At 68.9% G+C, this 4,733-nt stretch carries 4 protein-coding genes; 2 read left to right on the plus strand and 2 right to left on the minus strand.

Features of this window, described 5'->3' with window-relative positions:
- Both J1C73_RS33965 and J1C73_RS33970 read left to right on the plus strand, forming a co-directional pair.
- Positions 1 to 2,110 (plus strand): immune inhibitor A domain-containing protein (locus tag J1C73_RS33965; RefSeq protein WP_207319723.1); only part of this gene is annotated, 2,110 nt, incomplete at its 5' end.
- Between the two features lie 124 nt (positions 2,111 to 2,234).
- The gene (locus J1C73_RS33970) at positions 2,235 to 2,567 is read left to right on the plus strand and encodes a hypothetical protein (protein ID WP_207319724.1); all 333 of its coding nucleotides are present in this window, start codon (positions 2,235 to 2,237) and stop codon (positions 2,565 to 2,567) included.
- Between the two features lie 22 nt (positions 2,568 to 2,589).
- Here the strand turns inward: J1C73_RS33970 and J1C73_RS33975 are convergent, their stop codons facing one another.
- Entirely contained in the window at positions 2,590 to 3,174 is a 585-nt protein-coding gene (locus J1C73_RS33975; RefSeq protein ID WP_123471365.1) for an isochorismatase family protein, read from the minus strand.
- Between the two features lie 181 nt (positions 3,175 to 3,355).
- The gene (locus tag J1C73_RS33980; RefSeq protein ID WP_207319725.1) at positions 3,356 to 4,684 is read right to left on the minus strand and encodes a nicotinate phosphoribosyltransferase; all 1,329 of its coding nucleotides are present in this window, start codon (positions 4,682 to 4,684) and stop codon (positions 3,356 to 3,358) included.
- Between the last annotated feature and the right edge of the window lie 49 nt (positions 4,685 to 4,733).

Consider the following 4,733-nt stretch of genomic DNA (forward strand, 5'->3'; position numbering starts at 1 on the left):
CGACAAGAAGTACGTCGAGCTCGGCCGCGAGAAGACGGACAAGATCTTCACCATCCTGGTGGAGTTCGGCGACAAGGTCGACAGCACGACCACCTACGACCCGGACGGCGAAGGCCCCAAGCCTCCCGTCCCGAAGTACGGTGGCGTACCGGGACCGGCGCACAACAAGATAGCCAAGCCGGACCCCAAGAAGGACAACAGCACCGCCTGGCAGGCCGATTACAACCAGGCCCACTTCCAGGACCTGTACTTCGGCACGGGCGCCGGCAAGGACTCGCTCAAGACGTACTACGAGAAGACGTCCTCCGGACGCTACTCGGTGGACGGCGAGGTCTCCGACTGGGTCAAGGTCCCGTACAACGAGGCCCGCTACGGCTCGAACTACTGCGGTGCGAGCAACTGCGCCAACGCCTGGGACATGGTCAAGGACGGCGTGAACGCCTGGGCCGCGGACCAGAAGGCCAAGGGCCGTACGCCCGAGCAGATCAAGGCCGATCTCGCCAAGTACGACCAGTGGGACCGCTACGACTACGACAACGACGGCAACTTCAACGAGCCGGACGGCTACATCGACCACTTCCAGGTCGTGCACGCCGGCGAGGACGAGTCGGCCGGCGGCGGCGTCGAGGGCACCAACGCCATCTGGGCGCACCGCTGGTACGCCTACGGCACGGACGCCGGCGCGACCGGCCCGGCCGGCAACAAGGCCGGCGGCACCCAGATCGGTGACTCCGGCATCTGGGTCGGCGACTACACCGCGCAGCCCGAGAACGGCGGCCTGGGCGTCTTCGCCCACGAGTACGGCCACGACCTCGGTCTGCCGGACCTCTACGACACGACCAACACCGCCGAGAACTCGGTCGGTTTCTGGTCCCTGATGTCGGCCGGTTCCTGGCTCGGCACCGGTAAGAACAGCATCGGTGACCTGCCCGGTGACATGACCGCCTGGGACAAGCTCCAGCTGGGCTGGCTCAACTACGCCAAGGCCAAGGCCGCGACGAAGTCGACCCACAAGCTGGGCGTGTCCGAGTACAACACCAAGGACAAGCAGGCGCTCGTCGTCGACCTGCCCGACAAGGAAGTCACCACCGCCGTCACGGCGCCCGCCGAGGGCGCCAAGCAGTGGTGGAGCGACATGGGTGACAACCTCAACAACACCCTGTCCCGCCCGGTCGACCTCACCGGTAAGTCCAAGGCCTCCCTCGACCTCGCCGGCTGGTGGGACATCGAGAAGGACTACGACTACCTCTACACCGAGGTCTCCGAGAACGGCGGCACCAGCTGGACCGCGCTCGACGGCACCGCCGACGGCAAGGCGATCCCGCGCGACGCCAGTGACAAGCCGGCCCTGACCGACGTCTCGGGCAAGTACCAGAAGCTCTCGTACTCGCTCGACGCCTACGCGGGCAAGAAGATCGACATCCGCTTCCGTTACGCCACCGACGGCGGCGCGGGCGGTATCGGCTTCGCGGCCGACACCATCGCGGTCAACGCCGACGGTGCCGCGCTCTTCACGGACAACGCCGAGGGCGACGACAACGGCTGGACCGCCAAGGGCTTCTCGCGGGTCGGCAAGTCGTTCACCAAGGACTACAAGCAGTTCTACCTCGCGGAGAACCGCCAGTACGTCAGCTACGACCGGACCCTCAAGGTCGGCCCGTACAACTTCGGCTTCTCCAAGACCCGTCCGGACTGGGTCGAGCACTACCCGTACCAGAACGGTCTGCTCGTCTGGCTCTGGGACACCTCCCAGAAGGACAACAACGTCTCGGTCCACCCGGGCCAGGGCCTGATCCTGCCGGTCGACGCGCACGCCAAGCCGCTGAAGTGGGCTGACGGCACGATCCTCCGCAACAAGATCCAGCCCTTCGACGCTCCGTTCAGCTGGTACCCCACCGACGGCTTCACGCTCCACAACGGTGACGTGGCCACGAAGATCAAGCCGCAGCTCGGCGTGCCGGTCTTCGATGACCACAAGGGAACCTACTGGTACAAGGAGAACAAGACCGGAAGCGTGCAGGTCGCTGACACCAACACCAGGATCTCGATCATCAGCGAGCCGCTCAGCGGCTCCACGATGACCGTCCAGGTTGGCGCCTCGCACAAGTAAGCCGGTATCACCGCAGGTCAGAGCATGATCGGCCGTCGCCCTCTAGCGGGCGGCGGCCGATCGTGTTTAGGTGCCTCTTGTTCCGTTTCTTATTGACACGACGTCTCACGGGGGAGCGCGGAGTATGGCAGGCGGAGGATTCAGCAAGTTGCCGAACGGCAGTGTGGTCGTCGCGATCACGCTGCCGAGTCCGGCGCAGAGCGTGGGACCGGACACCCCGGTCCGCGTCCTGGTGCACGCGGCCAACCGCGCCCGCGCACTGACCCGGCTGCGCAATCTGGGGCTGCGCGCCGTCTATCTCCGCGGCAACGCCGAGCCGCCCACCCCGGACGAGATCACCGCCGTCCTGCACCATCCGGACGGCGTGCTCTGGCGCGCGAGACCCGAGCGCGCCCAGGAGCTCTGGCACCCGATCCGGGCGCTCCTGAGGCCCGCCCTGCCGGCCCGGCGGAGCTGACCCGGCCCTCCGGCTGCACCACCTACACCACGGGCTTGCCGGCGAGCACCACGCCCGCCTCCCGGAGCTCCGTCAGCGCCCGGTCCGTGGTCGCCTCGGAGACGCCCGCGGTCAGATCGAGCAGTACGTGCGTGGCGAAGCCCTCACGGACCGCGTCCAGCGCGGTGGCCCGGACGCAGTGGTCGGTCGCGATGCCGACCACGTCGACCGCGGTCACCCCGCGGTCACGCAGCCACTCGGCCAGCCCCACACCGTTCTCGTCCAGGCCCTCGAAGCCGCTGTACGCCGCGGCGTACGCGCCCTTGTCGAAGACGGTGTCGATCGCCCCGGAGGCGACCGCGGGCGCGAAATTGGGGTGGAAGCCCACCCCTTCCGTACCGGCCACGCAGTGCGGCGGCCAGGAGTGCTCGAAGTCCGGCGCCGACGAGAAGTGGCTGCCGGGGTCGATGTGGTGATCACGGGTGGCCACCACATGCCGGTAGCCGGGCTGGGCCTCGCCGATCAGGTCCGTGATGGCGGCGGCGACGTCGGCACCCCCCGCCACCGCGAGGCTCCCGCCCTCACAGAAGTCGTTCTGAACGTCCACGACGATCAAGGCGCGGTGCATGGCGGGTGTCCTTCGGTGGGGGAGGGAACAGCGGAACGGCGGTTACGGGGGTGACAACGAGCCTAGAGACTCGAACCGGCCTTAGGGAGAGGCCTGCGCATTCGGGACGGCCGGGAAATTTCGAGCCCGTCCGGAGATCGGGGGCAAAACGGCCGCGGACCGCCTCCGGCCCCCGCCACCCTCACACGTACTCCGTGGGAATCACCGGCTCGCCCCGCGACAACTGCATCGCGGACATCGGCAGCCCCGCCCGCGAAGCGATATGCCGCTCCCGGGCCGCGTCCAGCGGCTCCCGCGCGACCACCTCGCCGGCCCTGACCAGCTCCGCCAGCAGCTGCCGGCCGGCCAGCTCCGGCGGCACCGGACCGGTCCCGATCACCTCCGCCTCGGCGACCCCGTCCGCGTCCAGCCGGCGCGCCGCCCACTTGCGGCCGCCGATGGAGGTCTTCGCGCCCAGCGACTTCTTCGCCACCGGCCGCAGCGGGTCCGCCGGATCGGCGGAGACGGCCCGCGCCACCAGCTTGTAGACCATCGAGCAGGTGGGCTGCCCGCTGCCGGTCACCAGCTGCGTGCCCACCCCGTACGCGTCCACCGGGGCCGCGGCCAGCGAGGCGATGGCGTACTCGTCCAGGTCCGAGGTCACCACGATCTTCGTGCCCGTCGCGCCCAGCTCGTCGAGCTGCTGGCGCACCCGGTGCGCGACCAGCAGCAGGTCACCGGAGTCGATCCGGACCGCCCCCAACTCGGTCCCGGCGACCTCGACCGCCGTCCGGACCGCCGCCGTCACGTCGTACGTGTCGACCAACAGCGTCGTGTCGCGCCCCAGCGAGTCGACCTGGGCCCGGAACGCGTCGCGCTCGGAGTCGTGCAGCAGGGTGAAGGCGTGGGCGCTCGTGCCGACCGTCGGGATGTTGTAGCGGAAGCCCGCGGCCAGGTCGGAGGTGGTGTCGAAACCGCCGATGTACGCGGCACGGGCCGAGGCCACCGCCGACAGCTCATGGGTGCGCCGTGCACCCATCTCGATCAGCCCGCGCCCACCCGCCGCCGACGACATCCGCGAGGCCGCCGCGGCGATCGCCGAGTCGTGGTTGAGGATCGACAGGATCACCGTCTCCAGCAGCACGCACTCGGCGAAGGAGCCCTCGACCCGCAGGATCGGCGAGCCGGGGAAGTACACCTCGCCCTCCGGGTAGCCCCAGATGTCCCCGGTGAAGCGGTAATCGGCCAGATAGTCGAGCGTCGGCCCGTCGACGACGTTCTGGTCGCGCAGGAAGGCGAGCATCTCGTCGTCGAAGTGGAAGTTCTCGACCGCGTCCAGAACCCGCCCGATGCCCGCGACGACGCCGTAGCGCCGTCCCTCGGGCAGCCGACGGGTGAACGCCTCGAAAACCGAGCGCCGGCCGGCGGTGCCGGCCTTCAGCGCGGCCTGCACCATCGTGAGCTCGTACTGGTCGGTGAAGAGCGCTGTCGAGGGCACACCGACCCGTCGCCCAAGGTCCGCTGAGTTCATGCCGGGGATGCTACCCCTATTTCGTCAGAGTGACGAGATGGGGGTAGCA

The sequence above is a fragment of the Streptomyces laculatispora genome, from assembly GCF_017353455.1.
Lineage (GTDB): Bacteria > Actinomycetota > Actinomycetes > Streptomycetales > Streptomycetaceae > Streptomyces > Streptomyces laculatispora.

Coding starts and splice junctions, on each gene's coding strand:
- J1C73_RS33980 (WP_207319725.1), bottom strand. CDS start 4,684: ATGAACTCAGCGGACCTTGGGCGACGGGTCGGTGTGCCCTCGACAGCG.
- J1C73_RS33975 (WP_123471365.1), bottom strand. CDS start 3,174: ATGCACCGCGCCTTGATCGTCGTGGACGTTCAGAACGACTTCTGTGAG.
- J1C73_RS33970 (WP_207319724.1), top strand. CDS start 2,235: ATGGCAGGCGGAGGATTCAGCAAGTTGCCGAACGGCAGTGTGGTCGTC.